The organism is Mesorhizobium sp. WSM4819, from assembly GCF_055811215.1.
On record NZ_JBVVQO010000016.1, the window covers coordinates 41852 to 57543 of the forward strand.

The 15692-nt window shown below is 62.1% G+C and carries 15 protein-coding genes; 9 read left to right on the forward strand and 6 right to left on the reverse strand.

The features are described 5' to 3' along the window. Positions 1 to 21: 21 nt before the first annotated feature. Complete coding sequence (locus AC0L18_RS16465) at positions 22 to 1296, reverse strand: epoxide hydrolase family protein (protein WP_473493301.1); 1275 nt, start codon at positions 1294 to 1296, stop codon at positions 22 to 24. 206 nt (positions 1297 to 1502) lie between these two features. On the opposite strand from AC0L18_RS16465, the gene AC0L18_RS16470 reads away from it, so the two are divergent. The 3 genes from AC0L18_RS16470 (at position 1503) to AC0L18_RS16480 (ending at position 4955) form a co-directional block, all read left to right on the forward strand. After that, a complete protein-coding gene (locus AC0L18_RS16470; protein WP_473493302.1) occupies positions 1503 to 3866 on the forward strand; it encodes a PAS domain-containing sensor histidine kinase in 2364 nt (787 codons plus the stop codon). Then, the gene (locus AC0L18_RS16475) at positions 3863 to 4237 is read left to right on the forward strand and encodes a response regulator transcription factor (protein WP_473493303.1); all 375 of its coding nucleotides are present in this window, start codon (positions 3863 to 3865) and stop codon (positions 4235 to 4237) included. Before AC0L18_RS16470 ends, AC0L18_RS16475 begins: the two co-directional genes overlap by 4 nt. A gap of 85 nt (positions 4238 to 4322) precedes the next feature. Next, a complete protein-coding gene (locus AC0L18_RS16480; RefSeq protein WP_473493382.1) occupies positions 4323 to 4955 on the forward strand; it encodes a response regulator transcription factor in 633 nt (210 codons plus the stop codon). A gap of 134 nt (positions 4956 to 5089) precedes the next feature. Here the strand turns inward: AC0L18_RS16480 and AC0L18_RS16485 are convergent, their stop codons facing one another. Continuing rightward, the gene (locus AC0L18_RS16485; protein WP_473493304.1) at positions 5090 to 6004 is read right to left on the reverse strand and encodes a LysR family transcriptional regulator; all 915 of its coding nucleotides are present in this window, start codon (positions 6002 to 6004) and stop codon (positions 5090 to 5092) included. Positions 6005 to 6104: 100 nt separating this feature from the next. Between AC0L18_RS16485 and AC0L18_RS16490 the strand changes: the two genes are divergently transcribed. After that, entirely contained in the window at positions 6105 to 6428 is a 324-nt protein-coding gene (locus AC0L18_RS16490) for a nuclear transport factor 2 family protein (protein ID WP_473493305.1), read from the forward strand. Beyond that, positions 6425 to 7204: an SDR family oxidoreductase gene (locus AC0L18_RS16495; RefSeq protein ID WP_473493306.1), complete on the forward strand. Its 780-nt coding sequence runs from the start codon at positions 6425 to 6427 to the stop codon at positions 7202 to 7204. The genes AC0L18_RS16490 and AC0L18_RS16495 overlap by 4 nt, the downstream gene beginning before the upstream one ends. 24 nt (positions 7205 to 7228) lie before the next feature. Here the strand turns inward: AC0L18_RS16495 and AC0L18_RS16500 are convergent, their stop codons facing one another. After that, positions 7229 to 7699 carry a MarR family winged helix-turn-helix transcriptional regulator gene (locus AC0L18_RS16500; RefSeq protein ID WP_473493307.1) on the reverse strand — a complete coding sequence of 157 codons (471 nt, stop codon included), beginning with the start codon at positions 7697 to 7699 and terminating at the stop codon, positions 7229 to 7231. Between the two features lie 145 nt (positions 7700 to 7844). Between AC0L18_RS16500 and AC0L18_RS16505 the strand changes: the two genes are divergently transcribed. After that, positions 7845 to 8639 carry an alpha/beta fold hydrolase gene (locus tag AC0L18_RS16505; protein WP_473493308.1) on the forward strand — a complete coding sequence of 265 codons (795 nt, stop codon included), beginning with the start codon at positions 7845 to 7847 and terminating at the stop codon, positions 8637 to 8639. A gap of 137 nt (positions 8640 to 8776) precedes the next feature. Here AC0L18_RS16505 and AC0L18_RS16510 read toward each other — a convergent pair whose 3' ends face one another. The 3 genes from AC0L18_RS16510 to araD form a co-directional block, all read right to left on the reverse strand. Further along, on the reverse strand, positions 8777 to 9487 hold the full coding sequence (locus AC0L18_RS16510; RefSeq protein ID WP_473493309.1) for a ribonuclease activity regulator RraA: 711 nt from the start codon (positions 9485 to 9487) through the stop codon (positions 8777 to 8779). Positions 9488 to 9570: 83 nt separating this feature from the next. Further along, positions 9571 to 10485, reverse strand: a complete 915-nt coding sequence (locus AC0L18_RS16515; protein WP_473493310.1) for a dihydrodipicolinate synthase family protein — start codon at positions 10483 to 10485, stop codon at positions 9571 to 9573. 10 nt (positions 10486 to 10495) lie between these two features. Beyond that, positions 10496 to 12238 (reverse strand): L-arabinonate dehydratase, encoded by a 1743-nt coding sequence (araD, locus tag AC0L18_RS16520; RefSeq protein ID WP_473493311.1) that lies wholly within the window; start codon positions 12236 to 12238, stop codon positions 10496 to 10498. A gap of 241 nt (positions 12239 to 12479) precedes the next feature. Between araD and AC0L18_RS16525 the strand changes: the two genes are divergently transcribed. From AC0L18_RS16525 to AC0L18_RS16535, 3 genes are all read left to right on the forward strand, one after another. After that, positions 12480 to 13526 (forward strand): ABC transporter substrate-binding protein, encoded by a 1047-nt coding sequence (locus AC0L18_RS16525; protein WP_473493312.1) that lies wholly within the window; start codon positions 12480 to 12482, stop codon positions 13524 to 13526. Between the two features lie 161 nt (positions 13527 to 13687). Next, positions 13688 to 14107, forward strand: a complete 420-nt coding sequence (locus AC0L18_RS16530; protein ID WP_473493313.1) for a tripartite tricarboxylate transporter TctB family protein — start codon at positions 13688 to 13690, stop codon at positions 14105 to 14107. A 13-nt stretch (positions 14108 to 14120) separates the two neighbouring features. Continuing rightward, entirely contained in the window at positions 14121 to 15623 is a 1503-nt protein-coding gene (locus AC0L18_RS16535; protein WP_473493314.1) for a tripartite tricarboxylate transporter permease, read from the forward strand. Positions 15624 to 15692 lie beyond the last annotated feature (69 nt).

Genomic DNA, 15692 nt, shown 5'->3' on the forward strand with positions numbered 1-15692 from the left:
TTGGCGTTCGCGGTTTGAGTATTAGTGTGCCGGCCGCAGAGACCTGAACGCGGCGCGCAGTTCGGCCGAGAAGAGTTCCGGCTCCTCCCAGGCGGCGAAGTGTCCGCCCTTGTTCACTTCCTTGAAGTAGATCAGGTTGGGATAGGCGCGGCGGGCCCAGGTCTCGGGCGCTCGATAGACCTCTTCGGGGAATACCGAGATGGCGACCGGGAGCCCGATATCGGAGGTTTTCTGCGCCGCTGCGAGAAGGACACTCTGGCCCATCGTCTCCCAGTAGAGCCGGGCCGCCGAAGTCGCGCTGTTCGTCAGCCAGTACAGGGTGACGTCGTCCAGCATCTCGTCCTTGCTGAGCAGGCGCTCGGGTTCGCCGTTGTTGTAATCGTACATCCAGCCGGCGAGCCCGGCCGGCGAATCCGTCAATGCGTAGCCGATCGCCTGAGGCCGCGTGCCCATCATTGCCGCGTAGGCCCGATATTTCTTGTAAAAGGTTTCGAGCGAACCAAACGCGACACCTTCCTTCTCGGTGAGGCTGGCTGGCGCCGGCCCGCCGGCGGCAAGGACTGCGGCCACGTCCGCCGGTATCGTTGCCGGCAAATTGATGTGGATGCCAAGCAATCCCTTTGGCGCCTGGCGTGCCATCGCGCTGGAAACGGGCGCGCCCCAGTCGCCGCCCTGGGCAACAAAGTGGTCGTAGCCCAGGCGCTGCATCAGTTCGGTCCAGGCACTTGCGATGCGGTCTGGATTCCAGCCCACGCCGCGCGGCTTGCCGGAGAATCCGTAGCCGGGCATCGAGGGCAGCACCAGGTCGAAGGCATCCTCAGGCTTGCCGCCATGCTGCGCGGGGTCCGTGAGCGGGCCGACCGTCTGGAGCAGTTCGAAGACGGAGCCGGGCCAACCATGCGTCATGATCAGCGGCAGGGCGTTGGGTTGCTTCGACCGAATGTGCAGGAAGTGGATATCGAGCCCGTCGATCTCGGTCATGAACTGCGGCAGGGCATTCAGCTTTGCCTCAGCCTTGCGCCAGTCGTACTCGGTTCCCCAGTAGCGGACGATCTCCTGCAATCGTGCGAGCTGAATGCCCTGCGACCGATCGGCGACTGTCTCCTGGTCAGGCCACCGTGTCGCCATGATGCGCCGGCGAAGCTCGTCAATCGCTTCCTGCGGGATGTTGACCGTGAACGGACGGATCGAACTGCTGGTGGCTGCAGCGTTAAGCGTTCCCGGAAGCAGGCCCACGGCCCCGGCGGCGGCGGTCGCAACAAGAATTTCGCGCCGAGTAAGTGACCGTGCCGACATGACACCCTCCCTGTTTGCTGATGCTTTTGGACGGCACACAGATCGACTGTCAGGCGAGGCAAATCTATTGCACGATGGTATCGGCGATACCTTTGTATTGGCCCGGCGATGCCTCATCGTCCCGTCGGACCGACACCAAGGCACAATGGACGCCGCTATCACGCCGGCGCATTGTCACGGCACGCGATAATCGCGAAAGGACCGCAATGGAGATCGAGCAGAGCCGCGTTTTGGATGCACTTCCGGCTATGGTGTGGACCGCGAAACCGGACGGGCATGCCGACTTCGTCAATCGACGCTGGTCAGACTATACGGGGCTCGATCTTGATCAGGTCCGCTTCTCCGGGTGGCAGGCTGCGATCGACCCGCAAGACTTGCCGAACCTGACCGAGAGTTGGCGATCGATACTGGCTTCCGGGGATCCCGGCGAAATAGAAGCGCGCATGCGGCGCGCCGACGGCCAATACCGATGGTTCGTGATCCATTGCAGTCCGCTGCGTGACGATGTTGGTCGTATCGTCGAGTGGTATGCGATCAACACCGACATCGATCAAAGGAAACGCGCCGAAGAAACGCTTCGGCAGGACGAGGCGAGGCTGACCGCCGCAGAGCGAGATATTCGGCAGACGATCGATACGATCCCCGTATTCGTTGCAACATACAGTCCGGACGGAACGCGCACTTTCGTGAACCAGACGTGGCAAGACTACATGGGCCTGACGCTTGAGGACGCCACAGGTCCATCTGGGAAGACATTTCCGCATTTCTATCAAGATGATGTAGAGCGCAACGATGCGGCGTGGAGAGTTGCACTGGAAAGCGGCGAGCCGCTTACCATTGACGTGCGGGTTAGGCGCGCCGATGGACAATATCGCTGGCACACATCTCGCCGCGTGCCCCATCGCGACGAAAACGGACGCGTCATCCGTTGGTATTCGGTCGGCATAGACATTGACGACCAGAGGCGCGCCGAAGAGGCCCTGCTTGCGAGCAGGCACGATCTTGGCCTCATCATCAACACCATACCTGTGATGGCATGGTCGGCTCGTCCTGACGGGTCACCTGAATTCTTCAACCAGCATTATCTCCACTATGTCGGCCTCTCCATTGGCCAGTCGAAGGATTGGGAGCCGGCCGGTCCATTGTCCGAGTATTGGGACTTGACTGCGGCTGTCCATCCCGACGACGTGGACCGGCTTGCCGCCACATGGGAGGCCATATTGGCGTCAGGCAAGTCGGGGGAAGCGGAGGCGCGCCTCCGCCGCTTCGACGGCAAGTATCGGTGGTTCCTGTTTCGGGCCAATCCCCTGCGCGACGAAGCCGGAAACATCGTCAAATGGTACGGCACGCATACCGACATCCACGGGCGAAAGCGTGCGGAAGACGCGCTCAAGCGCAGCGAAGCGTTCCTGTCGGAGGGTCAGTACCTTGCCCGCATGGGGAATTTGTCCTGGCAAGTCGCAACGGGCAAGATCACCTGGTCCGAGCCTCTTTACCGCATCTTCGAGTTCGAGCCGGGTACGCTCGTAACGCTCGAAAGAATAGCCAGCCGAGTTCATCCCGAAGACCTGCCTCTGATGGGGGACATGGTTGAACGGGCGCTGCGCGGTGATAGCGACTTTGAATACCAGCACCGGATTCTCTTGCCCGACCTGTCGGTCAAGCACCTGCACTTGATCGCCCACCGCGCACACAACGATTCCGGCCCCATCGAGTATGTCGGCGCGGTTCTTGACATCACACAACGGCGGCGCTCCGAAGAGGCGCTGGAGAAAATCCGATCCGAACTTGCACAAGCTACGCGGACTATGAGCTTGGGTGTGTTGACCGCGTCGATTGCACACGAAGTGAACCAACCGCTCTCGGGCATCGTCACCAACGCCGGCACCTGCCTTCGCATGCTGGCGGCCGACCCGCCTAACGTTGACGGCGCGCGGGAAACTGCGCGGCGCACAATCAGGGATGGCAACCGCGCGGCTGATGTGATCGCCCGGCTTCGCGCGCTGTTCGCCAAAAGGGCCACGTTAGTTGAACCGATCGATCTCAACAACGCTGCGGCAGAGGTGGTCGCATTGTTTTCCGGAGACCTTCAGCGCAACAAGGTGCTCCTTCAGACCCAGCTTGCAGACGGACTCCCGCTCGTCGGCGGCGATCGGGTCCAACTGCAACAGGTCATCATGAACCTGTTGCGCAACGCATCCGACGCGATGGTCGCCGTCGACGATCGACCAAGACTTGTCGTGCTTGGCACTCGGCTCGGGGAGGACGGTAAGGTGCACCTTTTCGTGCGGGATAGCGGAATCGGGTTCGATGCTCAGGGTGCGGAGCGGCTTTTCGAAGCCTTCTACACGACCAAAGCCGAGGGCATGGGAATAGGCCTGTCCGTCAGTCGTTCCATCGTCGAAAGCCATGGCGGGCGGCTTTGGGCGGAGGCGAATGTCGGTCCTGGATCGACCTTCTCGTTTTCGATCCACGAATATCTACGCGCAGAACCACCACCTGCCCATCCGTCTGGCGCCATATCGGCGCCGACCAGCAGCAGCGCCTCAATCCAACGAGGTTTTTCATGAACGCTCGCCGCCCACTCGTGTCGATCGTCGATGACGATGAATCCGTGCGCGAGTCCCTGCCCGACCTGTTGAGCGAGTTCGGCTTCCGTGCCGAAGCGTTCTCTTCGGCGGAGCAGTTTCTGCGGTCAGGCATCATCAACGAGACCGAGTGCCTGGTGCTTGACATCAGCATGCCCGGCATGACGGGGCCTGATCTCGAACGAGAGTTGGCGCGCCGGGGCCAGGCTATCCCAATCATCTACATTACGGCGCAGAGTTGTGAGACCGCGCGGCCGGACCTTTTAAAAAAGGGTGCGGTAGAATGCCTATCCAAGCCGTTTAGCGACACAGCCCTGCAGAAAGCGCTCAACCTGGCCTTCGCTAATGATTGAACGCGACTTGCTATGCCGATCCGCAACGGATACTTCCGCACACACGGATTTGGCAACTGCACCGAGCAAGGGCAAGGCCGGCATCATGTCACACGAAACGCCTGTCGTATTCGTCGTTGACGACGACATTTCTGTGCGTGAATCGCTGGAATTGCTCATCCGTTCAGCGGGCTTCCATCCGGAGCCCTGCTCATCGGCGCAGGAATTTCTCTCTCGGCCCCGAGCCCTGGTTCCGAATTGTCTGATTCTTGACGTCAACCTTCCCGATCTCAGCGGGCTCGACTTGCAACAACTTGTTTCCGTCGAGCGAACCGACATGCCGATTATCTTCGTCACCGGCTACGGCGACGTGCCGATGACAGTCAAAGCGATGAAGGCTGGAGCCGTAGAATTCCTGACCAAGCCGTTTGGGGACGACGTGCTCATGACGGCCGTCGAGTACGCACTTGAACGTAGCCGGGCTGCACGTGCGAACGAGTTGGACAAGCAAGTGCTCCGTGAGCGCTATTCATCACTCAGTCACCGCGAAGCGGAGGTGATGGCGCTGGTCGTAACGGGACTGTTGAACAAGCAGGTTGGCTTCGAGCTCGGCATCAGCGAGATCACAGTAAAAGCCCATCGCGGCCAGGTTATGCGAAAGATGAAGGCCGGTTCCCTTCCCGAACTGGTCAACATGGCTGCACGGCTGAATCTCGGGCAGTCACCGCATCTCAGCTAGTGCGTCCTGGCGCGACGGCTAAATAGCCAAATCAAAAATTCGGTGCACACTGTTGGCGCGCAATTCACCACCATGACCGCTTCCAGCAAATAGCAACGCGGGTTCCGATTTCGCGGCGCAAAGCGGAACGGCGCTTATACAGCCGTGTTTCGGCCTTTTGATCCGAGTTCCCGTGCCAGCTCAACGAATGCTCTGTGCGCCGCGGATGGATTCCGTCGTCCCGGGTAATAGATGCAGAGTTCGTCGGAAGGCGGCAGCCACTCCTTCAGAACACTGATCAGCCGCCCTGCCTCAATATCCTCGCGCACGTCACGTTCCATTACGTAGCCCAGCGCCACACCTTCTAGCACGGTGCCGCGGGACAGGCTTGCCTCATCCAAAGTCATCGGTCCGTTCACATCGATCAATAGCGGTTCCCCATGCTTCTCGAAGCGCCAGCGAAAGAGCGCGCCATTCGGCAGCCGGATACGGATACACCGATGTTGAAGCAGGTCAGTCGGCGTGGAAGGCGTACCATAGCTTTTCAAATAGTCGGGCGAGCCTATGACCACATTTCTCTGCGGCCGACCCAGCGAGATCGCAATCATGTCACTCGGCACGAGGGTGGCGCGACGCACGCCCAGGTCGAAGCCTTCCGCGACGATGTCCAAGAGCCGTCCCTCGGTGACCAGATCGATATGGACCTGCGGGTAACGCCTGATGAACTCCAGAAGCAGGGGTGAAAGGATTTCTCGCGCGGCAGTGGCATAGGAATTGATGCGGAGCGTTCCCGTGGGGTTTGCCTGCTTTGAGCGCGCTGCATCCATGGCACCGTGGATGTCCTGCAACGCAGGACCGACGTTCTCGACGAACAGGCGACCGGCATCCGACAGGGATACGCTGCGTGTGGTTCGGTTGAACAAGCGAACGCCAAGGTGGGCCTCCAGCTTGCCGACGGCATTGCTAAGGGCAGTCGTCGACATTCCCAGTTCAAGCGCCGCGCCGCGGAAAGAGGATCTGCGAGCAACGGCTACGACAGCTTCCAGATCGTGAAGGCCAGGCCTCGCCATTATCCCACTTTCCGCAATTCGACATCCATGTTTATCCCAATTATCCGAACACCGGAATACGCCTACTTGTGGAGCGAACAACCCCAAGAGGAGATGAGAGATGCAACTGCCTCAGGCGATCCAGGCATATTTCGAAGCGGATCGGAAGAACAACTGCGAGGCTCTGCTGGCCTGTTTCGCGCCGAGCGCCGCTATCCATGACGAGGGCCGCTCCCACTCCGGGCACTATGCCATCGGCAGCTGGTGGGAATACTCGAAAGCCAGGTATCGGCACGTCGTCGAGCCGCTCGAGGCCCTTACCGACGAGCATGGAACGAAGGTGATCGCCATGGTCACCGGTGAATTTCCCGGCAGCCCTGCAAATCTCACCTACGTTTTCCGTCTGATGGGCGACAAGATCGCAGCCTTGGAGATCGGTGCATGAGCGACTTCCTGAATCTCTCAGGCAAGCGCGCCCTGATCACCTCCGGCACAAGGGGAGCCGGGGCGGCGACCGTCGACCTGTTTCGCAAACTCGGCGCGCGGGTGCTGACGACGGCCCGCTCGTTCCCCGCAAGTTCTTCGGCGGACCTCTTCGTGGCTGCCGACCTCACCACCAGCGAAGGCTGCTTTGCGGTCGCCAAGGCAGTCAGGGGGCAGTTGGGCGGCGTCGATCTCATCGTTCACATGCTCGGCGGTTCTTCCTCGCCGGCCGGCGGCTTCTCGGCGCTTGGCGAAAGTGATTGGCACAAGGAACTCGATCTCAACCTGTTTCCCGCCGTGCGGCTCGACCGAGAACTGATACCGGGAATGATCGCGCAGGGCAGCGGCGTGGTGATCCACGTCTCTTCCATCCAGAGGCTGCTCCCCCTGCCGGAAGCCACGACCGCATACGCCGCGGCGAAGGCGGCGCTGTCGACCTACAGCAAAAGCCTCTCCAAGGAGGTGTCGCCGAAAGGCGTGCGTGTCGTTCGCGTGTCTCCGGGCTGGATAGAAACCGAGGCTTCCGTCAAGCTCGCCCGACGTCTCGCCGATGAGGCAGGCACCGACATTGAAGGCGGCAAGAAGAAGATAATGGCCTCCCTCGGTGGAATCCCCCTCGGTCGCCCGTCAAGCCCGGCCGAGATCGCCAATCTAGTTGCCTTTCTGTCTTCCGATCGTGCCTCTTCGATCACGGGTGCGGAGTACGTAATCGACGGAGGAACCGTGCCTACAGTGTAAAAAAAGCCTCCCATGCTTGCCGGCTTAGGCCGTGCTCCTCCAGACGCCCGTATGTTCATAGATCGCGTCACGCAGCTCCCTGACGTCACGGTTGATCTGGTTGAGATGCGCTGGGCTTTGTCCTGAGGAGGAAAGCAGAGCGTCAGCAAGGCAGCCTGCACGAGATCTGAGTTCGCGTCCCCTGTCAGTCAGCGCAACCACGACCTGCCTCTCGTTCGCGGGATTCCGTGTCCGGCGCAGAAGTCCTGCCGCTTCGAGCCGTTTGAGCAAGGGCGTCAGAGTGCTCGACTCCAGCGCCAGCCTTTCGGCGATGCTGCCAACGGTCAGCTTGTCCTCGCGCCAGAGGACATTGAGTACGAGGTATTGGGGATAGGTCAGGCCCAAATCGTCCAGCAGTGGTTTGTACACTCTCTGGATGGCCATGCCGGCAGAGTAGATCGCGTAACAGAGCTGATCGTCGAGCGGCAATGGGTTGTTGAGTTTTTTCGGCGGCATGGGTGGCTCTCCTTGGACTCGATATAGCCTACCCGATCGCAAAAAAGAATATCGCGATAAAAATTATGCTGGACATATCGCGGCTGGAACCGTAGAGAGAAACATATCGCGATAATCATTATCCTACAAACAAGAGGAGATCAGCATGACTTCCAGGACGACAAACCTTCTGGCCGCAACTGCCGCTGTCGCAGGAATTGCCGCAGCCACGGCCGCGCACTCTGCCGAGATAATTCCCGACAACCAGACCGTCCGGAACGTGGTGCTGGTGCACGGCGCGTTCGCTGATGGATCGGGTTGGCGCGGCGTCTATGACGAACTGACCGCCCGCGGCTATCGCGTGTCGATCGTCCATAACCCGCTTACCTCGCTAGCGGACGACGTTGCCGCCACCAAACGCATTCTTGACCGTCAGGATGGACCTGCGGTCCTTGTGGGACATTCCTGGGGCGGTACCGTGATAACGGAAGCAGGCACCCATTCAAACGTCACAGGCCTGGTTTACGTATCGGCCTTGTCGCCGGATGCCGGAGAGACGACTGCGCAGCAGTACGAGGGTTTTCAGACCCCGCCTGAATTCGTCATCGAAACCACCGCGGACGGCTTCGGCTTCGTTTCTCCCGAAAAGTTCAAGATTGGCTTCGCCAACGACACGACGGACGCGGATGCCGCTTTCATGCGGGACTCTCAGGTGCCGATAAACATGTCCGCCTTCGCAACCCGGCTCGAGCATGCCGCCTGGCGAAGCAAGCCGAGCTGGGCAGTGATTGCAACCGACGACAAGGCCTTCGACCAGCGTATGTTGCAAGCGATGGCAAAGCGCATCGGGGCGACAATCACGGAGGTCGCGGCAAGCCATGCAGTCTTTATGACCCAGCCAAAGGTCGTCGCTGACGTGATCGACGGAGCTGCCCGCAAGAGATCTGTCGAAGCGCGATAGTTCGCCACGCACCGTGTGCGGACATTTCGAGCATTAAGGTGTCATAACGAAAATACGACCGCCGGATGGCGCATCCGGCGGTTTTGTTTCGAGAGTGTTTCTCTCCAACGCCCGCAGACCGGTTGCGCGGGCAACGCCTATCGGCCGCGCTCGGCGCGCCACGTTTTGAACCTTTCGGCGTGTTCGTCTCGCGTGCAGGGATAGAGCCCGATTATCGGAACGCCCCCCTTGACCTGTTCGACCACGAAATCCTCGTAGACCGTCATCTCAGCCGCCTCATCCGCCACCTCGCCGGCGATTTCCCGCGGAATGACGATGACGCTATCATCGTCTCCAACCACGATATCTCCGGGGAACACAGCCACGTCACCGCAACCGATCGGCACGTTCAGGTCCAATGCCTCGTGCATAGTGAGATTGGTCGGGCTGGACGGCCGCGTATGGTAGGCCGGGATATCGAGTCCGCCGATCACCGCGGCGTCGCGGAACCCGCCGTCCGTAACGACGCCGGCGACCCCGCGCACCATCAGGCGCGTCACCAGGATGTCGCCCGCGGATGCCGCCCGGGGATCCTTGCGGCTGTCCATGACGAGCACGTGGCCCGCCGGGCAGGTTTCGACGGCGACGCGCTGCGGATGATCCGGCTTGCGGAATTCAGTGAGTTGGTTGCGGTCCTCGCGCGCGGGGATGTAGCGCAGCGTAAAGGCCGGCCCGACCATGTTGCGGCCTTTTCGCTGCAGCGGACCCACGCCCTGGATTACCTGGTTGCGCAGGCCGCGCTTGAACAGCGCTGTGGCCAGGGTGGCGACGGAAACGCCCATCAGTTTTTCGCGCAGTTTCTCGTCCATGTTCGCTTCCTCAATTCAGGTGCTGGCACTGCAAGCGCCGTGGTTTCTCCGGTCGCCGGTGTGGGCGGAAGGCAATTCGCAATTCAGTTGGGATTTCCAGCCGCAAGGCGGTTCGCGACTAAAAAGGCGTCGAGCCTCGCCTGCTGCGCCGAAGTGAGCGGCCAGGCCGAGGGCGGGCGCGTCGGTCCGCAGCCAAGGCCCTGCGCGATCAGCGCCGCTTTTACGCCGGTCACGTTGGCGCCGCCCATCTCCTCCGCGCGGATGTCCTCGAAGACTCGCATTCCATCGATGAGCGCGTTCGCCTTCTCGAATTCGCCGGCATCGAGTGCGGCATGGATCGCGACCGACCGTTCGGGCCATACGTTTATCAGCCCGGAGGTGAACCCTCGCGCGCCGACGGCATAAAAAACCGGCGCCCAGACCTCGGCGAGCCCTCCCACCCATACGATCGACGGGTCGCAGGCGGCCCGCGCTTCCGCCAGGCGCAGCGGGTTCGGTGTCGCCCACTTCACGCCCTTGACGCCTGGAAGGCCGCACAGCTCGGCGATGGCGCGCGTGCCGATCGTGTCGTTGCGCAGATAGAGCATCATGGGCAGGCCGCCCGACGCGTCGGCCACCGCGTTCAGGTAATCGACCAGCCCTCGCGGCGCGACGAATGCGTCGGGCGGCTGGTGCACCATCAGCGCCGCGGCTCCGGCCTCGGCGGATGCTTTCGCCAGCTTTCGCGCGTCACGGATGCCCCGGCCGACGCCCGCGAGCACCGGCGCGCGGCCGGCTACCATCGAGACGACCTCACGCGCCATCGTCACCGCCTCGTCGGTTGTCAGCGCATAGAACTCGCCGGTGTTGCCGTTGACCACCGGCATGTGCACGCCGGCGTCGAGCGCCCTGCCGAGGATCGGGGAAAGCCGTTCGGGCGCGACGTCGCCGCGTTTGTCGTAAGGCGTAACCAGAATGCCCGATATGCCGGTCAGCGCCTTGTCGAGGGAAAATGTCATGCCTGGCCTTTCAGAAGATGTCCGGTTCGCCGGTTGAAGCGCCGAAATCGCGTTCGAGGAAGTCGAAGTCGCAACCTTTGTCGGCCTGCGTCACATGACGCGAGAACATCCAGCCCCAGCCCCGTTCGAAATGCGGCGCCGGAGGACACCGTTCGGCCCGGCGTCGCGCCAGTTCGTCGTCGGCCACCAGCATGTCCAGGCGCCGGTTCGGCAAATCCAGCCGCACGATGTCGCCTGTCCGCAGCAGCGCAAGCGGCCCGCCGATGTAGGCCTCCGGCGCGACGTGAAGCACGCACGCTCCGTAAGAGGTTCCCGACATCCGCGCATCGGAGATGCGCAGCATGTCGCGGTGACCCTTTCTGATCAGCGCCCTGGGGATCGGAAGCATGCCCCATTCGGGAAAACCCGGTCCGCCGAGCGGGCCGGCGTTCCTCAGCACCAGCACGTGGTCCGGCGTGACGTCGAGATTTTCGTCGTCGATCGCCGCCTTCATCGCCGGATAGCTGTCGAAGACAAGAGCCGGGCCTTCGTGAATATGGAATCGAGGGTCGCAGGCGGCCGGCTTGATGACGGCGCCATCGGGGCAGAGGTTGCCGCGCAGCACGGCGAGCGACCCTTCTGAATAGACCGGGTTGGACAGCGAGCGGATCACGTCGTCGTTCCACACCTGCGCGCCCTCGAGCGTTTCGCCGAGCGATTTGCCGGTGACCGTCAGCGTGGAAAGGTCGAGCCGCTCGCTTAATTGCGCCATCAGCGCACGGAGGCCGCCGGCGTAGTAAAAATCCTCCATCAGGTAGTCCTTGCCGGCGGGGCGGACGTTGGCGATGAGCGGGGTGGCACGGCCGAGCGCGTCAAGATCGTCGAGAGTCAGCGGCACGCCGGCGCGGCGCGCCATCGCGATGAGGTGAACCACGGCGTTCGTCGAACAGCCGGTGGCCATCGCGACGATAGCCGCGTTCCTGACGGCTGCCGCGGTGACGATCTTATCGGGGGTGAGGTCGTCCCAAACCATGTCGACGATGCGCCGTCCGCATGCTGCCGACATGCGCTGGTGGTCCGAATCGACGGCGGGTATCGAGGAAGCGCCCGGCAGCGATAGCCCCAGCGCTTCCGTGATCGCGGTCATCGTCGAGGCCGTGCCCATCGTCATGCAAACGCCGGCCGACCGCGCGATGCCGCCCTGGATACCCGTCCACTCGTCATCCGAAATCTTGCCCGCACGCCTCTCGTCCCAGAATTTCCAGGCATCCGAACCGGAGCCCAGCGTCTTGCCGGCGTAGTTGCCGCGCAGCATCGGGCCGGCGGGAAGGAAGATCATCGGCACACCGGCGCTGAGCGCGCCCATCACCAGCCCCGGCGTGGTCTTGTCGCACCCGCCCATCAGCACCACGCCGTCGAGCGGATGCGAGCGGATCATCTCCTCCGTCTCCATCGCCAGCATGTTGCGATAGAGCATCGAGGTCGGCTTGGTGAAGCTCTCGTCGACCGACAGTGCAGGCAATTCGACGGCGAACCCGCCCGCCTGAGCGACGCCGCGCTTCACGTCCTGCGCCCGCTCGCGAAAATGCGCGTGGCAGGAGTTGAGCTCCGACCAGGTGTTGAGAACCCCGATCACCGGCCTGTCGCGAAAATCCTCCTCGGAATAACCGAGCTGCATCAGCCGCGACCGGTGGCCGAAGCTGCGCAGATCGTCCGGCGCAAACCAGCGCGCCGACCGCAGCGACGCCGGTGTTCTGCGGTTGTCGTCGGGCATGACATCCTCCACGCGTATCGCTCGATGTATGCGGTAACATTCATGTTTGTCAATTTGGTGCGTCCGCGTAGAACAGAATTTCTACCCGCCAATGTCGGTACGGTTGACAGAAACGCTCGTTTTCGTGCATGAGGATGTATGCGCTAACATAGATGCGCATGGGAGCGGGTTGTGCGGCAGTGGGAGATTGCCGCGCGACCCTGAGATCGCGCCGCGGGTTCCGCGGCCCAGGGAGGACATCATGAAACTGACCCGCAGATCCCTTCTCGCAACAGGAGCCGGGGCCGCCGTCGCGCTGGCGAGCCCGTTCGTCGCGCGTGCGCAGAGCCTGCCGCGCAACATCCGAATGGTCATCGGTTCGACTTCGACGGGCGGCGACACCTACCAAAACTCGTCGATCGCCGCCGAAGCGCTGGGGCAGAAGCTGGGCGTGAACATTCGCGTCGACCCGGTGGGCACCAGTGAGGCGCTGAACGCCACCGGCCGCGATTCCCGCGGCACGACGATCATGCTGCACCACGACCAGATTTACCTCTCCTATCTCTACGGAGTGCCGGGCGTCCCCGATGCCTTCGCCGATTTCGCGATCGGACCGACTGTGGCGATCAACCCCGGCGACTGCTTCCTCGTTCCCAAGAAGTCCCCCTATCAGTCGATGGAGGACGTTTTCGCGGCAGCCGCAAAAGGCGAGAAGGTTCGCGTCGCCATCCAGCCTGGCGGCGTCTCGGAGATCGGTTTCACCGGCATGCGCAATGCTGCCCGCGTGCGCAATCCGGGATCGGAAGCCAACATCGTGGCGGTCAACACCGGCTCGCAGGCCGACAAGAACCAGGCGATGTGGGACGACCTGGCCGACGTGATCAACGGTTCGATCCAGGCCAACGAGCAGTTCACGCAACTGCCGGAAGACGACCGCACCGCGATGCGCTTCGTCTGGATCACCGCGCGTCCCGAGACATTGGCGCAGGCCCCCGAGGCGGGGATGGGTGGAACGAGCCGGGAAGAAATGCTCAAATTCACCAGCCCCCAGACCAGCGTCACGCTCGACGGCAGCAAGGATTTCACGTTCGACAAGGAGTTTTTCCTGCTGTTCAACAAGGAGATGGACGCCGCCATGGCGTCCGAGATCGACGCCGCGCTGAAGGAAATCTACGCCGCCGGCGAGATCCAGAAGCGGCAGGCCAAGGCCTTTTTCATCCCCAACTACCTGCCTCAGGCCGAGGCGAAGGCGCATCTGACGTCCAAGCGGGATACGGTGGCCTCGATCATCGAGAAGCTGAAGGGCTAGAGCATCGGGCCGAAAAGTGGATGCCGGTTTTCGGCAAAACCGATGCGAAAACAAAAAGCTGGAGCGAGCCGCCAATTGGGCGGCTTGCTCTAGGGGTATAGTCTTTCGTCCGGCCTGCACGCAGGCCGGACGCTGCTCGCGCATGGAGGAGCACACGGCAGATGGGCGATTTTACGCGCGTCACGATCGATTTCCAGACCTCGCACCTGGTGTTTCCGACACTGATCGGCGGCATTCTGCTTGCGCTGGGGATGGCCATTCTCATCACGCGCCGGCAGGCGATCGCTGGCGCCGGCCGGTACTGGTCGCAGACCTTGGCGGCGATGGACAAGCCGCGCTTCTTCGGGACGATCGCTTTGACGCTGGTTTATTTCCTGCTGATGGTCCCTGTCGGTGACATCTGGCCCAACACGGGCATGGGCTTCCTAATCTGCTCCATCCCGTTCGTGGCGCTCAGCGGGCTGCTCTACCTGCAGGAGCGTACAAGGTCCGCCGTCATCGTGCTTGGCGTGGTGGCGGTCGCCGCGCCCGTGCTGGTGTGGTGGGTGTTCGCGCACGTCTTCTTCCTGACGCTGCCCTGACAGGGAGAACCCAATGGAACTGTTCGGTTTCGTCACGCCTCTGTTTGTGCTGCTGATCGCCGGCGGAACGGCTATCGGTATCGTCTTCGGCGTCATTCCCGGCCTGACGGCGACGATGGCGGTGGCCGTCTGCCTGCCGATGACCTACTCGCTTGGGCTCGAGAACGGCCTCGCCCTGCTAATCGGTCTCTATGTCGGCGGCATCTCAGGCGGGGTGGTGCCGGCGATCCTCATCGGCATACCCGGCACGCCGTCGTCGGTCGCGACCACGTTCGACGGCTTCCAGATGGCCCGTCAGGGCAAAGGCGAGCAGGCGATGCGCATCGCCATCATCGGTTCACTGATCGGCGGCCTGATCTCGCTGGCGGCGCTCTATCTGTTCACGCCGTGGCTGGCCGATTTCGCGATCCGCTTCTCCTACGTCGAAAAATTCCTGATCATCCTGTTCGCGCTGACGGTGATGGGCGCGCTGTCGAGCGACATGCTGCTGGGCATCTTCTCGGGCTTCCTGGGCATCTTTGTCAGCCTCGTCGGGGTCTATGACGTGACCGATGGCGGCAACGGCCATTTCCGGTTGATCCCGCCCGGCATGGAGGACATCCTCTACGGCGGCTTCGCGCTGCTGCCGGTGCTGATCGCGCTGTTCGGGCTGACGACGGTGCTGGAGGAGGCCGAGATCGGCATGCCGAAGGGGCCTTCGGTCAAGGAACTGGAGTCGGGCGGCAGGTCGAAGTTCTCGTGGTCGATATTTCGGGGCCAGACGATCAATCTCATCCGCTCGTCGGGCATCGGCACCTTCGTCGGCATCCTGCCGGGGATCGGCGGGTCGGCGGCGTCGATCCTCGCCTATACGGCGGCGAAGACGAGTTCGTCGCATCCCGAGACGTTCGGCAAGGGCGAACCGGCGGGCGTCATCGCTTCGGAGACGAGCAACAACGCGTTGACCGGCGGAGCGCTGGTGCCGCTGCTGTCGCTCGGGATACCGGGAGATTCGACCACTGCCCTTCTGATCGGCGCCTTCGCGCTTCAGGGCATCCAGGTCGGGCCCCTGTTCATAGGCCAGCATCCGGAAACGTGGAACTCGATGATCATCGCGATGCTGCTCGCCAACCTGGTCACGTTCGCGATGATGTACTACGCGATCCGCTGGTTCTCGCTGGCGGTGGCGATTCCGAAGGCGATCCTCTATCCGGTGATCCTGATGATGTGCGTCATCGGCGCCTATACAATCAACTACGGCATCATGTTCGACGTCTGGACGCTGCTCTTCTTCGGCGTCGCGGGCTGGATCGGCGTCAAGCTGGGGCTCGAAACCGCTCCGTTCATCATCGGTTTCATCCTCGGGCCTTCGGCCGAAATCTACTTCGTCAAGAGCCTGGAGTCGTTTGGCGACCTGACGATCTTCTTCACCAAGAGCTGGATCGCAGCCTTCCTGTGGGTCCTGATCGTGGCGTCGATTGCGGTTTCGGTCGTCATCGGCCGCCGCCAGCGCGCGGAGAAGCTCGCCGCCGGTTGAAACTTGCCTTTCGGGCCGTCCGAAGAAATAAGTCGTACATGGTTGTGGAGGAGACTTCGACTCGCGCCA